This is a genomic window from Pseudonocardia sp., assembly GCF_025965585.1.
Lineage (GTDB): Bacteria > Actinomycetota > Actinomycetes > Mycobacteriales > Pseudonocardiaceae > Pseudonocardia.
On sequence record NZ_JAOPWR010000101.1, the window covers coordinates 1 to 18,361 of the forward strand.

Genomic DNA, 18,361 nt, shown 5'->3' on the forward strand with positions numbered 1-18,361 from the left:
CCGCCCGCCGCGGGCACCGCGGACTGCGGCCCCGACACCAGCGCCGCCACGAAGTACAACTGGGGCACCCCGACCCGCGTCGACAACTTCGACGGGACGACGCTCGACAGCAGCTGGGGCGTCTACAACGGCCCGGGCCACAACGGCGCCGGCCGCCGCACGCCCGACGCGATCTCGGTCAAGGACGGCATCATGACGATGACCGGCGACGCGCAGGGCGACAGCGGCGGCATGGCGTGGCAGCCCGGCCAGCGCTACGGCCGGTGGGAGGGCCGCGTGCGGTCGCCCGCCGGTGACCCGAACTACCACGCGGTGATGCTGCTGTGGCCGGACGCGGAGAACTGGCCGGTCGGCGGCGAGGTCGACTTCATGGAGATCTCCGATCCCAGCCGCCAGAACACGCAGATGTTCCTGCACTACGGCCAGGACAACCAACAGGTGCAGGGCTCGGTCGACATCGACGCCACCCAATGGCACGACTGGGCCGTGGAGTGGACGCCCACGGGCGTCACGGCGTACGTCGACGGCAAGGCGTGGTGGAGCACCAAGCAGGTCGACATCCTCCCGCCCGGCCCGATGCACCTGTGCATCCAGCTCGACAACTTCAGCGGCGGCAACATGAAGAAGACGACGATGGAGGTCGACTGGGTGAAGGAGTACAAGCTCAGCCCGGCCGACGCCGCGAAGGGTGCCGTCGGTGACGCCGGCAAGGCGGCCGAGGGCGCGCTCGACACCGCCGGCCGGGCCGCAGGCGGGCTCGCCGAGGGCGCGGCGGACGCCACCGGCAAGGCGATCCAGGGCGCCACCCGGCCGCTGACCGAAGGCGCGCCCGACCCGGTACCCGCCGTGTCCGGGCTCGTCCCGAACGCCGTGCCGGCGCCGCTGGGGTAGCGCGGGGCACACCGGCCAGGGGCGGGCGCAGCGCTGGGGAGCGGCTGCGCCCGCCCCGACCCGTGTCGGGGTCTCCGAGGGCCGCGGTGATCGGCCCCCACCGCACCTCACGGCCCTCGACGGAGCCGCGGCGTGCGGTTGACGGCGACCATCCCCACGGATGAGCGGCTCAAGGGGGCCCAGCCCGGGGCGGTGACGCGCGGTGTGTGGCGACCACGGGGCGTCTTCGCACGCCCGGCGTGGACTACCCGCCGCCTTGCATCACCACTACATGACCATCCCGCCGGTCACGTTGATGGCCTGCCCGGTGAGGTAGTCGGCGTCGTCGGAGGCGAGGAAGAGCGCGGTGCGGGCGACGTCGGTGGTCTCACCGAGCCGGCCCAGCGGCGACAGGCTCGTCCACTCGGCCACCTGCTCGGGCGTGCGGGTGGCCGCACCCATGTCGGTGAGGACGTAGCCGGGGCACAGGCAGTTCACGCGGATGCCGTGCGGGCCCAGCTCCAGCGCGGCCACCCGCGTCAGCGCCATCACCGCCGCCTTGGCCGCCGCGTAGTGGCCCTGCCCGGCGCCGCCGGTCTTCGCGGCCATGCTCGCCATGTTGACGATCGCGCCGCCCGTACCCGCCGCGATCATCGCGCGCGCCGCCACCTGGGTGGCAACGAGCACCGGGCGCGTGGTGACGGCGAACATGTCGTCCCACTCGTCGGGGGCGATCTCCAGCAGCGGCGCCTGGCGCAGGATCCCCGCGTTGTTGACGAGCACGTCAACCCCACCGAGCGCGTTGATCGCCGCGTCCAGCGCGGCCCGGGTGGCGTCGACGTCGCGCAGGTCGACGACGTGCGCGCTGCCCCCGACCTCGGCGGCCACCTTCTCCGCGCCCCCTGCGGAGACGTCGAGCACCGCGACGCGCGCGCCCTCCGCGGCGAACGTGCGGGCGATCTCCGCCCCGATGCCCCGGGCCGCCCCGGTGACGATCGCGCGGCGGCCGTGCAGACGGCCCGGGACAGGATGAACGCGGGACACCCGTTGACGCTACGGTCCGGCGTTTCCGGCACGTCACACGGCCCTGCTAGAACGCAGCCATGCTGATCGTGAGCGGAGCCGAGCGGGTGTGGACCGGGGTCGACGAGATCCCCGGCGGCCCGGTCGTGTGCGCCGACGGGCGCGTCGTCGCGCCGGGCGCGGGTGCCGGGACCGCCGACGAGGTGCTCGACGCCTCCGGGTGCGTGGTCACGCCCGGGCTGGTCAACGCCCACCACCACCTGCTGCAGAGCGCGTTCCGCACGCTGCCGGGGACCCGGGGCGTGCCGATGCGCGACTGGCTGCCGCGGATGGCCGCCGCCTACTCCGCCGTCGGCGTCGACGACGAGGTCGCGCACGCCGCCGCCGCGGTGGGGCTCGCGGAGGCGCTGCTGTGCGGCGTCACGACCGTGGCCGACCACCACCTGACCTGGCCGGCGAGCGCCGGTGACGGTGTGGGCATCGCCCGGGCGGTCGCCGCGGCGGCGGGCGAGCTGGGGGCGCGGCTGGTGTTCGTCCGCGGCAGCGCCCGCGACGACCCGGAGTTCGCCGCCGCCTCGGCCGACGCGATCGCGGGCGCACTGGGTGGCGACCGGGCGGGCATGGTGCAGGTGGCGGTCGGGCCCGCGGGCGTGCACAGCGACTCCGAGCAGACCTATCGGCTGCTCGGCGAGGTCGCGGCGAAGCACGGCCTGCGCCGCCGCACCCAGGCGAACGAGCAGGTGGACGTCGAGATCGCCGCCGAGCGCTACGGACGGCGGCCGCTGGAGCTGCTGGCCGAGTGGGGCTGGCTCGCCCCCGACGTCACGGTCGCGCACCTGTGCGGCGTGACCGAGGCCGAGATCGCAGCCCTCGCCGCGTCCGGGGCGAGCGCCACGCACGCCCCGGGCTGTGACGTGCCGATGGGCTGGGGCGTGGCGCCCGCCGCGGCGCTCCACGACGCCGGGATCGCGGTCGGGCTGGGCACGAGCGGCGGCGGGAGCAACGACGCCGGGCACCTGCTGGCCGACGCCCGGCTGGCGATGCAGGTGGCCCCGCTCGCCGGGCGTCAGGTGGCTGCACGGGAGGTACTGGGCTGGGCGACGGCGGGTTCCGCCGTGGGGCTGGGCCGCCCCGAGCTTGGCGCGTTGACGCCGGGCGCCGCTGCCGACCTCGTCTGCTGGGACGTCACGGGCGTCGCGGACGCGGGTGTGGCCGATCCGCTGGCCGGCCTGCTGTGGGCATCACCCGGGCGGCGGGCGAGGCACGTGGTGGTGGCGGGCCGGGTGGTGGTGCGCGACGGCGAGCTGGTGGGACGGCCGGAACGTGAGGTGGCCGCCGGTCTGGCGACCCTCCTCGCGTCCCGGTCCTCCCGGTGAGACCCACGGCAGGCCGATGTGTCACGCGTACTCCATCACCAGCACGGCGGCCGAGCCCGGTGCGAGCGCCTCGTAGGTGTGGGGTCGGTCGGCGGGGAAGCGGATGTAGTCGCCGGCCTCCAGCTCGACCTCGGCGTCCACCGGCCCGGCCCGCCAGCGCCCGGCCGTGACGACGACGTGCTCGGTGGTGCCGGGGATGTGGGCGTGGGCGTCGCGGGCGGGGCCGGGTTCGGCGGTCATGAGGTGCAGGTCGCGGCGGGCGCCGGGCGGGCAGGCCGAGAGCAGCGCTGCGGCGAACGGCGCGTGCTCGGCGCTGATGGCCAGCCCGTCCCCGGCGCGGACGACGTGCACCGGCTCGACCTGCGGGTCGACGATGCGGCTGAACGGGACGTCGAGCGCGACGGCGAGCGCCCAGAGTGTCTCGACGCCGGGGTTGCCGGTACCGGCCTCCAGCTGCGAGAGCGTCGACTTCGCGATGCCCGCCCGGCGGGCCAGCTCGGCGAGCGAGATGCCGTGGCGCTCGCGTTCGCGGCGCAGCGAGGACGCGATGGCGGCCTGGAGGGTCGTTCGTTCCATCGGTCTCCTCGTTCGGCTTGACGAACGGCCGTGCGGACGTTCACTCTGATGGACATGCGTTCGCTGTACCGAACGATAGACCGGGGCGACCTCCGGGACGCGCTCGCCCTGGCGTCCGCGCTCGCCATCGTGGGGGTGTCGTTCGGGGCTCTGTCGACGGCGGCGGGCGTCCCGAGGCTGATGACGCCGGCCCTGTCGCTGCTGGTGTTCGCGGGCGGTTCGCAGTTCCTCGTGGTCGCGGTGACGGCGGCGGGCGGGAGCCCGGTGGCGGCGGTGGTCGGCGGCCTGCTGCTCAACGCCCGGCTGCTGCCCTACGGCCTGGCAATGGGCGGGATCGTCGGGGACCGCCTGCCTGCCCGGCTGCTCGGGGCCCACATCCTCATCGACGAGTCGGTGGCGTTCTCCCGCGCGCGCGGCGAGGGCGCGCGGGCACGGACGGCGTTCCGGCTCAGCGGCTGCCTGGCGTTCGTGTTCTGGAACAGCGGCGCCGCGATCGGGATGCTGGCGGGTGGCGCGGTCCCGGACCCGAACCTCTTCGGGGTGGACGCGGCGTTCCCGGCGGGATTGCTGGCCCTGCTGCTGCCGTCGTTACGCGGGGCGGACGCCCGGCGCGTCGGGCTCGGCGCGGCGGCCCTCGCGCTGCTGGCCACGCCGTGGCTGCCGGCCGGGCTGCCGGTGCTGATCGGGCTCGCCGGCCTGGTCGTCGCCGGGCGCGCCCCGGCTCCCCAGGGCCCGAAGCCCGGGGAGGCAACGCCGTGAGCTGGCCCGCTCTGCTCACCCTCGCCGCGGGCACCTACCTGCTCCGGCTGACCGGCATCCTGCTGCGGGGCCGCGTCGCCATGCCGGCCCGCGTGCAGCGCTATCTCGACCTCGGGGCCACCGCGCTGCTCGTCGCGCTCGCCGCGACGGCCGCGCTGACCCAGGACGGCGGGTTCGCAGGCTGGGCCCGGCCCGCGGGCGTGGCGGTCGGGGCGCTGCTGGCGTGGCGGAAGGTGCCGTTCGTGCTGGTGGTGGTGCTCGCGGCCGCGACGACCGCCGGCCTGAGGTGGGCCGGCGTGCCCTGACGGGTCGCGGAGCCACCGAGCGGGGCGCGCGCCCGTGGGGGAGGCTGGGTTGCGTGCACTGTCTGGTGATCGGCGCGACCGGCTACGTCGGCGCACGGCTCGTCCCCCGTCTGCTCGACGACGGGCACACCGTCCGCTGCCTGGTGCGCACCAAGGCCAAGCTCGCGCCGCACGCGTGGGCCGACCGGGTCGAGGTGCGCGACGGCGACATCGCCGACGCGGCCGCCGTCCGCGACGCGTGCGCCGGCGTCGACGCCGTGTTCTACCTCGTGCACTCCATGGACGGCCCCGACTTCGCCGACCGCGACCGTCGGTACGCGGCAGTGCTGGCCGAGGCGGCCCGCGACGCGGGCGTCCGGCGGATCGTCTACCTCGGCGGGCTGCAACCTCACGACGACCGCGCCAACTCCGAGCATCTCGCGTCGCGGCGCGAGGTCGGCGACGTGCTCCTGGCCGGCGACGTGCCGACGGCCGTCCTGCAGGCGGGAATCGTCGTCGGGGCGGGCTCGGCGAGCTACGAGATGATCCGCACCATCACCGAGCTCTCGCCGGTGCTCCCGATGCCCGACTTCGTGTGGAACGACGTGCAGCCCATCGGCATCGACGACGTGCTGCACCACCTCGTCGCATCCCTGGACCTGCCGGCGGGCGTGCACGGCGCGTTCGACATCGGCGGCGCCGACGTTCTCACCTACCGCGAGCTGATGACCGGCTACGCCACGGCCGCCGGGATGAGCAGGCCCGTCACGGTGCCCGTCCCGCTCTCGGTTCCGCGGCTGATGGCCCGCGCGGTGCAGGCGCTCTCGCCCGTGGACCGCCAGCTGGCCAAGCCGCTGATCGAGTCGATGGCCCACGACCTCGTCTGCCAGGGTGAGCCGCCCACCGGTCGGCCGCCGGGCGGGGCGACGCCGTACGCCGAGGCCGTCCGTCGTGCGGTGGCGGGCGAGGGCGCTGCCGGCCGCGGGCCGGGCGACCTGCGCGCCGCCGAGCTGGTGAGCGAGCACGTCGAGAAGGTCGCGGCGCCCGCGGCGGCGGTGTGGGAGGTGATCAGCGGGATCGGCGGCGACAACGGCTGGTACACGGTGCCCGGGCTCTGGGGGCTGCGCGGCGGCATCGATCGGCTGTTCGGCGGGGTCGGGGCCCGGCGCGCCCGCCCGGATCGCCTGGAACCCGGCGCGGCTCTCGACTGGTGGATCATCGAGGGTGTCGAGGACGGCCGCTCGCTGAGCCTGCGCGCGGAGACGAAGATGCCCGGCACCGCGCGGCTGGAGATGCGCGCCGAGCCCGACGGCGAGGGCAGCCGGTACGTCCAGCGCGTCACGTTCACGCCGCACGGGCTGGTGGGGCGGGCGTACTGGTTCGCCGAGCTCCCGGCGCACGACTTCGTGTTCGCGGTCATGGCGCGCACGATCGCCGGGGTCGCGGCCAGGCGGGCCCGTCACCGGCCACCTGTTCCGACGAGATGATCACCCTGCGGGAGTGATGGTCACCGTGCGGGAGCGACCAGCCGTCGCGACGGGGGAAGCATCAGCGCAGCCGCCACGACGGCGGTGACGAGCGCGAGGACGGTCAGTGGCCCGAGGAACTTCCCGCCGCCGGCCCACGACAGCAGCAGCGGGACGCCGAACCCGAGGTAGGCGCACCCGTAGAAGGTGCCGGTGAGCGCGCCGCGGGCCGTGGCGGAGGCCAGCTCGCCCACCATCGTCAGGCCCGCGGCCAGGCACAGCCCGTAGCCGACGCCCAGCAGCAGGGCCACCGGGATGAGCAGCGGCCACGCGTCCAGGTCGACCCCGACCAGGCTGAGCCCGAAGCCGACGGCGCCGATCGCCAGCCCGACGGGGCCGGCCGTGACCGCGCCCAGCCTGCGGCCCAGTGGCTGGGCGAACACCCCCGTCAGCAGTGTCACGCCCGCGACGAACCCGGTGATGGCCACCGCGATGTCCGGCATCGTGGGCGTGAGCAGCAGCGGCAGCACCGTCACCGCGGTGGACGGGAACGTGAACACCCCGACCGCCACCGGCAGCACCACCAGCACGAACGGCCATCGCGCCGCCGCCGGCACCCCGAGATCGACCCACGTGCCCACGCGCCGGTCGGTGGCCGCGAGCGTCTCGGGTACGCGCGGGAGCAGTGTCAGCCCGACGAGCATCAGGGCGACGTGCACGAGGTAGGGCAGCACGGTGGGCAGCGGCGCCCACTGCGCGAGCAGGCCGGACACCAGCGGCCCGATCGCCCAGCCCCCGCCCAGCGCGGCGGTGGTGAGCCGCGCGGCGCGCGGCGGGTCGTCCACCAGCTCGCCGAGCCACGCGGTGCCGACGCTGAACACGACGCCCGACACCGCACCTTGCAGGAACCGGCACACGAACAGCAGCAGCACCGAGCTGCCCGCGCCGAGGAACAGCAGCGACGTGAGCACCGACAGCACAACGAACGGGACGACCACGGGACGGCGGCCGAAGCGGTCCGACGCCGGGCCGGCCAGCAGCAGCGCCGGCACCAGCCCGGCGGCGTACACGGCGAACGCCCCGGTCAGCGTGGTGGAGCTCAGGCCCAGCTCCGAGCGGTACACGAGCAGCAGCGGCGTGGGGACGTTGGTACCGAAGGCGACGACGAGGATCGTGGTCCACAGGTTGGCCACCGGGCGCCGTCGCACCCGCGCACGCTACCCCGCAACGGCCGTGTCGTACCGCGCGAAACGACGGGTGAACGTGGCTGCGCCGCTGGTCATGGCCCGCAGGTCCACGGCGTAGCGCAGCAGCTCGGCGCCCGGCACCTCGGCGCGCACGAGCGAGCGGCCCAGGGCTGCGGCCTCGGTGCCCAGCACGCGCCCGCGGCGCCCGGACAGGTCGCCGAGCACCGTGCCGAGGTGCTCGTCGGGCACCTGGACGGCCACCTCGTCGAAGGGCTCCAGCAGCACGGTGCCGCACAAGGCCGCGGCCTCCCGCAGCGCGAGGGCCCCGGCGGTCTGGAACGCCGCGTCGGAGGAGTCGACGCTGTGCGCCTTGCCGTCGACGAGGGTGGCGCGCACGTCCACCACGGGATGGTGGTCGCCAGGGGCGTCGGTGGAACCGAGGCCCCGCTCCACCTGTGTGCGGATGCCCTTCTCGACGCTGGGCACGAACTGCGTCGGCACCGACCCGCCGACCACCTTCGACACGAACTCGATGCCCGACCCGCGCGGCAGCGGCTCGAACAGGACCTGGCACACGCCGTACTGGCCGTGCCCGCCGGACTGCTTGACGTGCCGGCCGGTCACCTGCGCGGGACCACCCAGCGTCACCCGCATCGGCACGCGCACCGGCTCGGTGTCGACCTCGGTGCCGCCGGCCCGCAGCCGGGACAGCACGACGTCGGCGTGGGCCTCGCCCATGCACCACAGCACGGTCTGGTGGGTCTCGGCGTTGCGCTCGAGGCGCAGGGTGGGGTCGGCGGCCACGAGCTTGGCCAGGGTCGTGACGAGCGCCTCCTCGTCACCGCGGGCGTGCGCGCGGACGGCGACGGGCAGCAGCGGCTCGGGGAGGTTCCAGCACGACAGCAGCAGCGGGTGATCGGCGGCGGAGACGGTGTCGCCGGTCTCGGCGGTGCCCACCTTCGTCAGCGCGCAGATGTCCCCGGCCAGGCACTCCTCGACCTCCTGGAGGACGGCGCCCAACGGCGAGTAGAGGTGGGCGAGCCGCTCGTCGCTGTCGTGGCCGGTGCGCTGCGCCGGGACCGCGGCGTGGCCGCTGACGTGCACGGTCGTGTCGCGCCGCAGCGTCCCGGAGAACACCCGCACCAGCGAGACCCGCCCGACGTAGGCGTCGGCGGAGGTGCGCACGACCTCGGCCGCCAGCGGGCCGTCAGGGTCGGCGGACAGGGCTGCGTGCTCGGTGCCGTCGATGCCGGAGACGCGCGGGAGCGGGTGCTCCAGTGGCGACGGGAAGCCGCCGACCAGCACCTCGAGCAGCGCGTCGAGACCCACCGCGCCGCTGGCGCACACCGGGATCACCGGGTGGAACGTGCCCCGGGCCACCGCGGTCTCGAGATCGTCGATGAGCGTGGCGACGTCGAGGTCCTCGCCACCGAGGTAGCGCTCCATGAGGGTCTCGTCCTCGGACTGCTCGATGATCCCCTCGATCAGCTCGCCCCGGGCGTCGCCGGCTCCGGCGGGCACCTGGTCCGCGGGGGTCTGCGACAGCAGGCCGTAGAGGCCGGTCAGCGTGCGGCCGTCGAGGATCGGCAGGTAGAGCGGGGTGACGCCGGCCCCGAACGCACCCCTGACCGCGGCCACGGTGGCGGCGACGTCCGCGCGGGCGTGGTCGCACCGCGTCACGACCACGGCCCGGGGCATGCCCACCGCCGCGCACTCCTCCCACTGGGCCACGGTGGTCACGTCGATCTCGCCCTCTGTGCGCTGGGACGCGGGCACCACGAAGAGCGCCGCGTCCGCTGCGCGGAGCCCGGCGCGCAGCTCGCCGACGAAGTCGCCGTAGCCGGGCGTGTCGATCAGGTTGATCTTGTGGCTGGCGTGCTGGAGGGGAGCGACGGCCAGGCCGACCGACCGCTGCTGGCGCACCGCGGCCGGGTCGTGGTCACACACGGTGGTGCCCTCGGGCACGGCGCCCGCGCGCGGGATGGTGGAGGTGTGGACGAGCAGTGCCTCCACGAGCGTGGTCTTGCCGGCGCCCGATGGCCCGACGAGCACGACGTTCCGGATGTGGGAGGGATCCGCCACGAGGGCGTCCTTCCCGGTATCGGCCCTGGTAGCGGCTCTGACACTCATGGGACGACCACCTCCGCGGCACTGCGCCGACGCCGGACTTCACATGTGCCCCATCTCACACCTGCCCGCCCGTGGTCACAACCCCACGCGGCGTGATCGTCCCCGCGCGTGGCGCGTGGCGCGTGGCGGGTCGGCGGCCGTATCCCACGGCTCCGGGTCCCGAGCCGATGATCATGACCTGACGGTCGGCTGTGGGCGGAGCCCACGGACACAACGGTCAGAACGAGGGGGCCCGTTCGGCCGGGCGTAGGGTCGGCCCGTGCCAGTACCCGGACCCGGATATGCCATCACCACGCGGGTCGAGGTCCCCGCCTCCGCCCAAGCCGCGGGCGACCTCGCGGTGGCCGTCGGCCGCGTCGGCGGCGTCGTCACCGCGTTCGACGTCGTGGAGGCGCAGACCTCCACGCTCGTCGTCGACATCAGCTGCAACGCCCGCGACGAGACCCACGCCGGCGAGATCACCGCGGCGCTCGAAGCGCTGCCCGGCGTGAGCGTCCGGAAGGTCTCCGACCGCACGTTCCTCCTGCACCTCGGCGGCAAGATCGAGGTCACCTCGAAGGTCAGCCTCCGCAACCGCGACGACCTCTCCCGCGCCTACACCCCGGGCGTCGCGCGCGTGTGCCAGGCGATCGCCGCCAACCCCGCCGACGCGCGGCGCCTGACCATCAAGCGCAACACGGTCGCGGTCGTCACCGACGGCTCCGCGGTGCTCGGGCTCGGCAACCTCGGTGCCGCCGCCGCGATGCCGGTGATGGAGGGCAAGGCCGCGCTGTTCAAGCGCTTCGCCGGGGTGGACGCCTGGCCGGTGTGCCTCGACACCCAGGACACCGAGGAGATCATCCGGACCGTCCAGATCCTCGCGCCGGCCTACGGCGGCATCAACCTCGAGGACATCGCCGCCCCGCGCTGCTTCGAGATCGAGGCGCGGCTGCGCGAGATGCTCGACATCCCCGTCTTCCACGACGACCAGCACGGCACCGCCGTCGTCGTGCTCGGGGCGCTGCGCAACGCCCTGCGCGTGGTCGGCAAGGAGCCGTCGGACTGCAAGATCGTCGTGTGCGGCGTCGGGGCGGCGGGGTCGGCGATCATCCGGCTGCTGCAGTCAGGGCTCGTGAAACCGGGTGGGCCAGGCGACGTGCTGGCCGTCGACATCGACGGGATCGTGCACGCCGACCGGCCCGGCCTCGACAGCAACCTGCGGTCCATCGCGGCGCAGACCAACGCCTCCGGGGTCACCGGCACGCTGGCCGACGCGCTGGTCGGGGCCGACGTCTTCATCGGCGTCTCCGCCCCCGACCTGTTCGGCGCCGAGGAGTTGGCGACCATGGCCGACGACGCCATCGTGTTCGCGCTGGCCAACCCCGACCCCGAGATCGACCCGGCGGTGGCCCTTCAGCACGCCGCCGTCGTGGCGACCGGCCGCTCGGACTACCCGAACCAGATCAACAACGTGCTGGCCTTCCCGGGCGTCTTCCGCGGCCTGCTCGACGCCCAGGCGCGAGACATCACCGACGCGATGCTGCTGGCAGCCTCGGCGGCGATCGCCGACGTCGTCGCTGAGCCGAACGCGAGCTTCATCGTCCCCAGCGTCTTCGACGCGAGCGTGGCCCCCGCGGTCGCGGAGGCGGTGCGCCAGGCGACGGCGAAGAAGGACGTGGCCACGGTCTGACGCCGCCGCCCCGACGAGCCAGGCCCGTGTCTGCGAGTCGGGCCCGGAGTGTGCGCGAGTCGACCCGTGTCGGTGTCCGAGTGGGCGCGGACCGCGCCGCGAGTCGGCACGGGACGGCTCGCGAGTCGTCACCGCGTGGTGGGCGAGCCGGCACCCGGCGGTGGGCGAGCGACACGGTGGCCGCGCGAGCCCGGACCGGCGGCGATTACGCTGGTCGCCGTGGTTCCCGTGATCGGTGTGCTGGCCCTGCAGGGCGACGTCCGCGAGCATCTCTCGGCCCTGACCGCCTGCGGCGCGCAGGCCGTGCCGGTGCGCCGCCCGTCCGAGCTCGACGCGGTGGACGCGATCGTGCTGCCGGGCGGCGAGTCCACCACGATGAGCCGCCTGCTCACCGCGTTCGAGCTGCTGGAGCCGCTGCGCGGACGCATCGCGGCGGGCATGCCCACCTACGGCTCGTGCGCGGGGATGATCCTGCTGGCACGCGAGGTGCTCGACGGCCGGCCCGACCAGCAGCAGCTCGGCGGCCTCGACGTCGTGGTGCGGCGCAACGCGTTCGGCCGGCAGGTCGACTCGTTCGAGACCGACCTGCGCATCGAGGGACTCACGGGCGACCCGGTGCGCGCGGTGTTCATCCGGGCCCCGTGGGTCGAGTCGGCAGGGCCCGGGGTGCAGGTGCTGGCCACGGTCCCGCGCCTCACGGTCGCCGGCGGCGACACCGGCGCCGCGGCGGGCCGGATCGTGGCCGTGCGGCAGGGTTCGGTGCTGGCCACGGCGTTCCACCCGGAGCTGACCGGGGACGCTCGCCTGCACGCGTTGTTCTGCGAGCTGGTGAAGGAGACGGCGGCCGCGGCGTAGCCGTCGTCGACTGTCGTCCTGCCGGCCCGGCCCTGCCGGGTCGGCGGGTCCCCGTCGCGTCGGTACCATCGGCGGGTTCTGTGCATGGAGAAGGGGTTGTGTGATGAGCGGGCATTCCAAGTGGGCGACGACGAAGCACAAGAAGGCCGTCATCGATGCCCGCCGAGGCAAGATGTTCGCGAAGCTGATCAAGAACATCGAGGTCGCGGCGCGGATGGGAGGCGGTGACCTGGACGGCAACCCCACGCTCTACGACGCCGTGCAGAAGGCGAAGAAGAGCTCGGTCCCCAACGACAACATCGACCGCGCCGTCAAGCGCGGGTCCGGCGCCGACGCCGGTGGCGCCGACTACCAGACCATCACCTACGAGGGTTACGGGCCGAACGGCGTCGCGGTGCTCATCGAGTGCCTCACCGACAACCGCAACCGCGCCGCCACCGAGGTCCGCACCGCGATGACCCGCAACGGCGGGGCCATGGCCGACCCCGGTTCGGTCGCCTACCTGTTCGCCCGCAAGGGCGTCGTGATCGTGCCCAAGGCTGAGCTGAGCGAGGACGACGTCCTGCTCGCCGTCCTGGACGCGGGCGCGGAGGAGGTCAACGACCTCGGCGAGAGCTTCGAGGTGGTCTCGGAGCCCACCGACCTCGTCCCGGTCCGCACCGCGCTGCAGGAGGCCGGCATCGACTACGACTCGGCCGACCAGAACTTCATCCCGTCGATGTCGGTCCCGCTCGACGCCGAGGGCGCCAAGAAGGTGTTCCGGCTCATCGACGCGCTGGAGGACAGCGACGAGGTGCAGAACGTCTACGCCAACTTCGACGTGTCGGACGAGGTCATGGCCGAGGTCGACGCCTGACGGCTCATCCTTGCGCCACCGCCACGATCGAGTCCGCGGCGACGTCGGTGGGGAGCTTGGGCGGCCCGGGGCGCAACCCCTGCACGACCCCTGCGTAGAACGCGTCCACCGCGTCGTTCACGCTCGGGATGAAGGCCTTCCGGATGCCGTTGCGCTTGGTGCCGAGCGGCGCGGCCATGGTGAGGCGGAACGCCCGCACCTCGGCTCCGGGGTCGGGCAGCAGCGCTGAGGGATTCTCCCGGGCGTCCTTGAGCAGCTCGCACGAGGTCTGCTCCCGGCGGGCGAAGAGCACCTCGACGGTGAGGGCGTCCGGCGCGTCGGTGAGTTGACGGAGTATCCAGTTCACGCGTCGCGTGTTCCCGCCGTCGCGCGGCGCGTCGACCTCCACGGACGTCCGGACGTGGCCGGTCCGCAGATCCGCCGTCACACCCAGCGGCCCGGCGGCTCCGGGGATGCGCAGTGCCGCGCTCAGCGTGCCGTCGGAGGCCAGCTGGACCGCTGCGGCCTGGGCCCGGGCTGTGTGGTCGCGGGCCGGACCACGGGGCAGGACCGGGCTCACGGTCACCCCGAGCTGGCTGGTCAGGCGAAGCCCGAGCTGGCGGACGAGCTTCTCCCAGGACGTCGTCACCGCACCGACCTTCCGGTCGGCGGCCCGTAGGGTGCTCGCGGCCACGGCTTCGCGCACCGGCACCCAGTTGACGCCCATGTCGTCGAAGACCGCGGCTCCGGACCGGGGGTGCTCCAGGTACCGGATCAGCTCGGCCAGCAACCAGGCCTGGAGCCGATCGTCGACCCCGCGATGTGCGAGCTGCATCTGCGCCTCGTGCAGCACCTCCGACCAGGAGATGTGGTGCAGCGCCACCTTGCGCAGCTTCCGGCCGTCGACCGTGAGGGGGTGGACGCCGCCCACCGGAGCCAGGTCGTTGGACAGCGTGATCACGGCGTCGTAGCCCTGTTGGCGCGCGAGGTCGAGGTACCGGTCGACCTGTTCGTGACGCAGCGGGCTGGAGCCCGTCTTCACCTCCAGCAGTGCCGTCCACACGCGCCCGCCCCGCGCGACACGGATGACCCCGTCCGGAATGGCGGTGCGCTCGTCGAGGGTGAAGGGCACCTCGAGGTAGGTCTCGATGGTTCCTGCGGGGCCGCCGAACCGGGAGACCAGCGCGCGCCCGAAGTCGCGTACCGCCATCATCGTCGAGAGCAGCGTCGAGGTGGCCCGCTTCTCCTGTTCCTCGGCGTTGCCGACGCCCGAGATCGAGAAGAGGCGTGCCGGCTGCCAGCTCGGGTCGACGGCGAGGGTGAGCGGCGGCAACGTGGCGGCGGTCGTGCGGCGCTTCCTGGTTCGTACGCCCGGTCGCGGGGCCCGCCTGGTTGACGGGGTCCCCGCAGGTGTCAGCGCGTCCGTATCGGTGGAGCCCACGGGGGCACCCGCCTCGACGACCGCCTCGACGACCGCGTCGACGACCGCCTCGACGACCGGCTCGTCCTCGACGGTGCCGGCGCCCTCGATCTCGGCCGTCGGCTCGGTGGGCGAGCCGCCGCCGGCCGCCGAGGTGCCCGAGGTCGCCGCGCTGTCGTCCGCGCTGTCGTCCGCGCTGTCGTCGACGGTGATGCCGTAGTCGGTGGCGAGGCCCGCGAGACCGGACTCCCAGCCCTGGCCGACGGCCCGGAACTTCCACTCCTCGTTGCGGAGGTAGAGCTCGCCCAGCACGATCGCCGTCTCGGTACCGGCGTCCCCGATGTCGAACCGCGCCGTGGGCTGCCCCGCCGCGTCCAGCAGGACGAGGCCGAGATCGACGACGTCGCCGAATCCTGCCCCGGTCGCGGGGTCGCGGCTCGCCGCGATCACGATGCTCTCCACCTCGCTGGGAAGGGACTCCAGGTCGACCGCGACACGGTCCTCGCCCGCGCTGTCGTCGACTCGCTTGCCGAGCAGACGCACGGATCCCTCGCCCCCGGCGGGGGCGTTGTAGAAGACGAAGTCGTCATCGGAGCGCACCCGGCCATCACTGCCGAGAAGCAGAGCCGAGACGTCGATGTCGGTCGCGCCGTCGGGGTCCGACCAGCGCACGACCGCCTGCATCCGGCTCCGCTCGATCTCGGAACGGTGGAGCAGGGAGACGTTGGCGCCCTTGGACAACACGGTCGGCGCCGACGGCGCGTGATCGTTCACGCACGGTCTGTCGCTCGCCGCGGCCGCGAAGTTACGGACATTGCGGGCACGGCAACCGTGCTCCACTGGCTAGGCTCGTGGCGTGGCCGTCCACGGCATCGATCTCGGCACCACGAACTCCGCCATCGCCCGCACCGGCCCCGACGGACGGCCGGAGGTGCTGGCCGGGCTGTCCGGTGAGCTGACCACGCCGTCGGTGGTGCTCTTCGCCTCCCCGGGCGAGCACGTCGTGGGGGAAGGGGCCCGGCGTGAGGCACGGCTGGATCCGGAGCGCGTCTGCACGCTGGTCAAGCGGCGGATGGGCGACGCGCAGTGGCGGTTCGTCGCGCACGGGAAGTCCTGGTCGGCGCCCGCGGTGTCGGCACTGATCCTCGGCAGCCTCGTCGCCGACGCGCGGTTCGCCACGGGCGAGGAACCCACCGCCGCGGTGATCACGGTGCCCGCCTACTTCGGGGACGAGGAGCGCCGCGCCACGATCCTGGCCGGGGCCTACGCGGGGCTCGATGTCCTCGACGTGCTGTCCGAGCCGATCGCCGCCGCGCTCGCGTACGGCTTCGGCCGCCTCGACGGGAGCGCGGACCTCGGCAAGAGCGACTCTGCCGATGACGGCTCCGCATCCGCTCCGCCGAGCGAGACGGTGCTCGTCTACGACCTCGGCGGCGGCACCTTCGACGCCACCGTCATGGAGCTCGCGGACCGCCGGATCTCCGTGCTCGCCGTGGAGGGCGACCACCAGCTCGGCGGCGCCGACTGGGACGAGCGCGTGGCGCTGCACCTGGCCCGCCGGTTCTGCGCCGAGCACCCGGACGCCGAGGACCCGCTCGACGACTCGGCGGGCTCCCAGGCCCTCGTGCTCGCCGCAGAGCAGGCCAAGCGGGCGCTGACCGACGCCGACGCCACCGACGTCGTCGTCACCCACGACGGCGCGAGCGTCACCGTCACGCTCACCCGGGCGCAGGTCGACGAGATGACGGCGCCCCTGCTGCGCCGCACCCTCGACCTCACGCGCTCGTGTATCGCCGAGGCCGAGCGACGGGGCGTGCCGCGCGTCGACCGGGTGCTGCTGGTCGGCGGCGCGTCGCGGATGCCGGCGGTGGCGCAGGCGCTGCAGCGCGAGCTGGGCCTCGACCCGCGCCTGCACGACCCCGACCTGGCCGTCGCCCGCGGCGCCGCGCTCTACGGGGAGAAGAAGGAGCTCGAACGGATGGTGGTGGCGGACCTGCGCACCCGCGGCCGCCTCCGCGACGGCACCCCGCTCGAGGACGCCGCCCCCGCCGATCTCGACGACGCCTGCCGCCGTGTCGCCGACGCCTTCGGCGTGCCGCTCGCGCAGGTCCGGCGGGCGGTGGAGATCCAGGTCGACACGGTGGTCTCCCGCGGGTTCGGCGTGCTCGCCGTCAACTCCGCGGTCGGCCGCCTCGAGCCGTCGTGGCTGGTGCACCGCAACGACCGGCTCCCGATCCGCACCAGCCGCTCCTACGGCACCATGCGCGCCGACCAGACCGAGATCCAGCTGACGGTGGTGGAGCAGCAGGGGCAGGCGGAGTCGTCGCGGCCCGAGGACGCGAAGGTGCTCATCGTCGGCGGGATCAGCGGCATCCCGCCCGGTCACGACGAGGGCAGCGAGGTGCGGGTGACGTTCGAGATGGGCTTCGACGGCGTCCTGCACGTCACCGCGTTCCACGTGGACGCCGGCATCCCGCTCACCCTCGTCGCCACCACCGGCGCCACGCTGTCGCAGGCGGAGGTGGCGCGTGAGCGCGACCAGCTGGGACGGATGCGGCGTCGTGAGTGAGCGGCGTCGTGAGTGACCCGTCATGACCGAGATGGCGCCGTTCGACCCCAACGGCTACCGCAAGCGCGTGCTCGCGGCCGTCGAGAAGCGGGGCGGCCCCGCCGGCTCGGACCCGTTCGAGCTCTACGACCTCCCGCCCGACGACGACCTCGACGACGCCGCCGTGGCCGCGCGTGTCGAGGAGGTGTGGGGGTTCTGGCAGCGACAGCGTGACCACCCCAAGTACCGCGTCCTCGCCGCGGTGCTGGTGGCGGGGCACGCCGAGCGCAGCGCCGAGCTGCTGGACCCAGGACGCCGCCGGACCGCCGCCGCCCGCGTGCGGGCCGCGCGGGAACAGCGCGACGCGGCCCGTTTCGAGCTGCTGGACGCCGCGATCTCCCGGCTCGTCCAGCGGTACGGCGGTGTGCCGCGCGACAAGATGGCCGGCCTGGACGAGGTCGGGGCGCTGGTCGGGCTCACCCCCGACGAGGTCGCCGCGCGGCTGCGCCGCCACCGCGTGGTCGAGCCGGCCCCGGTTCCGCCCGGGATCGATGCGGAGCGCCGCGGGCAGATCCGGGCGCTGCTCGCGGAGTTCGGCCGGCTCACCGACGTGACGGCCCCGCCGACCCTGCTCGCGCTGGTGGGGCTGGAGCCCAGCGCGTCGGACGAGCAGGTGCGGGCCGCCGCCGGCGCCTGGCGGTCCCGTGCCCGGGAGCTGCCCGCTGAGCGCCTCCGGTCGGTCGTCGACGAGCTGATGGTGCACGTCGGCGAGCTCCTCGAACCCGGTCGCGCCGCCGTCGAGGCCTACCTGGACTCCGTCGCCGTCGACGTCGCCGAGCACCTCCGTCCCCGGGTGCGGGCCGCCGTGCTGGTGGAGGACCGGCTCGTCGCGGCCGACCACGCCCACCTGCTGGACGAGGCGGTGGCGCTCGGGCTGGACCGGCGCCGTGCCACCGCGGTCCTCGCCGGGCTCGCCGCGGAGCTGCAGGCCCCGATCGAGACGGCTGACGCGCCGGAGCCCTCACCGCCGCCCCCACCGCCGCCCCGGCGGGACCGCGCGTGGGAGGACGCGCTCAAGCGGGCCCGCGCCGCCCTTCGCGCCGGACGTCCGGTGGAGGCGCGGGGCCACGTCGAGGACGCCGCGGAGTCGGCCGGGACGGACGGCGCCACGCCGGTGCGGGCGGTGGCCGACGAGATCGACGCGGTGCTCGCCGAGGCCGAGGTGCGGCAGCGGGCGGCGTCCGCGGCGCTGGCCGTCCGGCATTGGGCCGAGGCGCTCGAGCACCTGGAGCACCTGCACCGCGTGGCGTCGGACCTGCCCGGGCGGGGCGATCCGGCGGTCGCGCGCCGGGAGGTGGAGCGC

Annotated in this window: 14 protein-coding genes and 1 pseudogene; 10 read left to right on the forward strand and 5 right to left on the reverse strand. The window is 74.5% G+C overall.

The features are described 5' to 3' along the window. Positions 1 to 891 (forward strand): glycoside hydrolase family 16 protein (locus JWR81_RS06400; protein WP_297648003.1); only part of this gene is annotated, 891 nt, incomplete at its 5' end. Positions 892 to 1,158: 267 nt separating this feature from the next. Here JWR81_RS06400 and JWR81_RS06405 read toward each other — a convergent pair. Continuing rightward, positions 1,159 to 1,914 (reverse strand): SDR family NAD(P)-dependent oxidoreductase, encoded by a 756-nt coding sequence (locus JWR81_RS06405; protein WP_297648006.1) that lies wholly within the window; start codon positions 1,912 to 1,914, stop codon positions 1,159 to 1,161. A 59-nt stretch (positions 1,915 to 1,973) separates the two neighbouring features. Here JWR81_RS06405 and JWR81_RS06410 point away from each other — a divergent pair, with 59 nt between their 5' ends. Then, on the forward strand, positions 1,974 to 3,269 hold the full coding sequence (locus tag JWR81_RS06410; protein WP_297648009.1) for an amidohydrolase family protein: 1,296 nt from the start codon (positions 1,974 to 1,976) through the stop codon (positions 3,267 to 3,269). A gap of 21 nt (positions 3,270 to 3,290) precedes the next feature. Here JWR81_RS06410 and JWR81_RS06415 read toward each other — a convergent pair whose 3' ends face one another. Further along, positions 3,291 to 3,845, reverse strand: a complete 555-nt coding sequence (locus tag JWR81_RS06415) for a helix-turn-helix domain-containing protein (RefSeq protein ID WP_297648012.1) — start codon at positions 3,843 to 3,845, stop codon at positions 3,291 to 3,293. Between the two features lie 54 nt (positions 3,846 to 3,899). Here JWR81_RS06415 and JWR81_RS06420 point away from each other — a divergent pair, with 54 nt between their 5' ends. The 3 genes from JWR81_RS06420 to JWR81_RS06430 are packed head-to-tail and all read left to right on the forward strand — an operon-like array spanning position 3,900 to position 6,375. Further along, entirely contained in the window at positions 3,900 to 4,604 is a 705-nt protein-coding gene (locus JWR81_RS06420; RefSeq protein ID WP_297648014.1) for an AzlC family ABC transporter permease, read from the forward strand. Then, positions 4,601 to 4,909 carry an AzlD domain-containing protein gene (locus JWR81_RS06425; protein WP_297648016.1) on the forward strand — a complete coding sequence of 103 codons (309 nt, stop codon included), beginning with the start codon at positions 4,601 to 4,603 and terminating at the stop codon, positions 4,907 to 4,909. Before JWR81_RS06420 ends, JWR81_RS06425 begins: the two co-directional genes overlap by 4 nt. 53 nt (positions 4,910 to 4,962) lie before the next feature. Further along, on the forward strand, positions 4,963 to 6,375 hold the full coding sequence (locus JWR81_RS06430; protein WP_297648019.1) for an SDR family oxidoreductase: 1,413 nt from the start codon (positions 4,963 to 4,965) through the stop codon (positions 6,373 to 6,375). Positions 6,376 to 6,395: 20 nt separating this feature from the next. On the opposite strand, the gene JWR81_RS06435 is transcribed toward JWR81_RS06430, so the two are convergent. Together JWR81_RS06435 and JWR81_RS06440 are read right to left on the reverse strand one after the other, a co-directional pair. Continuing rightward, positions 6,396 to 7,562: an MFS transporter gene (locus tag JWR81_RS06435; RefSeq protein ID WP_297648022.1), complete on the reverse strand. Its 1,167-nt coding sequence runs from the start codon at positions 7,560 to 7,562 to the stop codon at positions 6,396 to 6,398. 9 nt (positions 7,563 to 7,571) lie between these two features. Then, positions 7,572 to 9,671 (reverse strand): elongation factor G-like protein EF-G2, encoded by a 2,100-nt coding sequence (locus tag JWR81_RS06440; RefSeq protein ID WP_297648025.1) that lies wholly within the window; start codon positions 9,669 to 9,671, stop codon positions 7,572 to 7,574. 259 nt (positions 9,672 to 9,930) lie between these two features. Between JWR81_RS06440 and JWR81_RS06445 the strand changes: the two genes are divergently transcribed. The 3 genes from JWR81_RS06445 to JWR81_RS06455 all read left to right on the forward strand — a co-directional run bounded on the left by JWR81_RS06445 (position 9,931) and on the right by JWR81_RS06455 (position 13,051). Then, positions 9,931 to 11,340 carry an NAD-dependent malic enzyme gene (locus tag JWR81_RS06445; protein ID WP_297648028.1) on the forward strand — a complete coding sequence of 470 codons (1,410 nt, stop codon included), beginning with the start codon at positions 9,931 to 9,933 and terminating at the stop codon, positions 11,338 to 11,340. A gap of 210 nt (positions 11,341 to 11,550) precedes the next feature. Further along, the gene (pdxT, locus tag JWR81_RS06450; RefSeq protein ID WP_297648040.1) at positions 11,551 to 12,195 is read left to right on the forward strand and encodes a pyridoxal 5'-phosphate synthase glutaminase subunit PdxT; all 645 of its coding nucleotides are present in this window, start codon (positions 11,551 to 11,553) and stop codon (positions 12,193 to 12,195) included. A gap of 103 nt (positions 12,196 to 12,298) precedes the next feature. After that, positions 12,299 to 13,051 (forward strand): YebC/PmpR family DNA-binding transcriptional regulator, encoded by a 753-nt coding sequence (locus JWR81_RS06455; protein ID WP_297648031.1) that lies wholly within the window; start codon positions 12,299 to 12,301, stop codon positions 13,049 to 13,051. A gap of 4 nt (positions 13,052 to 13,055) precedes the next feature. Here JWR81_RS06455 and JWR81_RS06460 read toward each other — a convergent pair whose 3' ends face one another. Beyond that, positions 13,056 to 15,224, reverse strand: coding sequence for a TerD family protein (locus JWR81_RS06460; protein ID WP_297648034.1), 2,169 nt, complete (start codon positions 15,222 to 15,224; stop codon positions 13,056 to 13,058). Between the two features lie 82 nt (positions 15,225 to 15,306). On the opposite strand from JWR81_RS06460, the gene JWR81_RS06465 reads away from it, so the two are divergent. Both JWR81_RS06465 and JWR81_RS06470 read left to right on the forward strand, forming a co-directional pair. Further along, positions 15,307 to 17,019 carry an Hsp70 family protein gene (locus tag JWR81_RS06465; protein WP_297648037.1) on the forward strand — a complete coding sequence of 571 codons (1,713 nt, stop codon included), beginning with the start codon at positions 15,307 to 15,309 and terminating at the stop codon, positions 17,017 to 17,019. A gap of 22 nt (positions 17,020 to 17,041) precedes the next feature. After that, a pseudogene (locus tag JWR81_RS06470) lies at positions 17,042 to 18,361 on the forward strand (hypothetical protein); the annotation flags it as partial.

What these genes read in the sequence shown, in the direction of transcription:
- JWR81_RS06410 (WP_297648009.1), top strand. Translation starts at nt 1,974, where the DNA reads ATGCTGATCGTGAGCGGAGCCGAGCGGGTGTGGACCGGGGTCGACGAG.
- JWR81_RS06415 (WP_297648012.1), bottom strand. Translation starts at nt 3,845, where the DNA reads ATGGAACGAACGACCCTCCAGGCCGCCATCGCGTCCTCGCTGCGCCGC.
- JWR81_RS06420 (WP_297648014.1), top strand. Translation starts at nt 3,900, where the DNA reads ATGCGTTCGCTGTACCGAACGATAGACCGGGGCGACCTCCGGGACGCG.
- JWR81_RS06440 (WP_297648025.1), bottom strand. Translation starts at nt 9,671, where the DNA reads ATGAGTGTCAGAGCCGCTACCAGGGCCGATACCGGGAAGGACGCCCTC.
- JWR81_RS06455 (WP_297648031.1), top strand. Translation starts at nt 12,299, where the DNA reads ATGAGCGGGCATTCCAAGTGGGCGACGACGAAGCACAAGAAGGCCGTC.